This is a genomic window from Providencia sp. PROV_01, assembly GCF_053098325.1.
In genome coordinates this window covers 1-530 of the sequence record NZ_JBRFKD010000003.1, presented here as the reverse complement: position 1 = coordinate 530, position 530 = coordinate 1, and the positions used below count along the sequence as shown (strand labels likewise).

Genomic DNA, 530 nt, shown 5'->3' with positions numbered 1-530 from the left:
CATGGATGAAACCTACGTGAAGGTCAATGGCCGCTGGGCGTATCTGTACCGGGCCGTCGACAGCCGGGGCCGCACTGTCGATTTTTATCTCTCCTCCCGTCGTAACAGCAAAGCTGCATACCGGTTTCTGGGTAAAATCCTCAACAACGTGAAGAAGTGGCAGATCCCGCGATTCATCAACACGGATAAAGCGCCCGCCTATGGTCGCGCGCTTGCTCTGCTCAAACGCGAAGGCCGGTGCCCGTCTGACGTTGAACACCGACAGATTAAGTACCGGAACAACGTGATTGAATGCGATCATGGCAAACTGAAACGGATAATCGGCGCCACGCTGGGATTTAAATCCATGAAGACGGCTTACGCCACCATCAAAGGTATTGAGGTGATGCGTGCACTACGCAAAGGCCAGGCCTCAGCATTTTATTATGGTGATCCCCTGGGCGAAATGCGCCTGGTAAGCAGAGTTTTTGAAATGTAAGGCCTTTGAATAAGACAAAAGGCTGCCTCATCGCTAACTTTGCAACAGTGCC

At 52.3% G+C, this 530-nt stretch carries 1 protein-coding gene; it reads left to right on the top strand.

Annotated elements, in window-relative coordinates; translation table 11 throughout:
- Positions 1-478, top strand: a 478-nt coding sequence (locus ACU696_RS20880; RefSeq protein ID WP_001396888.1) for an IS6 family transposase, incomplete at its 5' end; no start/stop codon positions are given.
- Between the last annotated feature and the right edge of the window lie 52 nt (positions 479-530).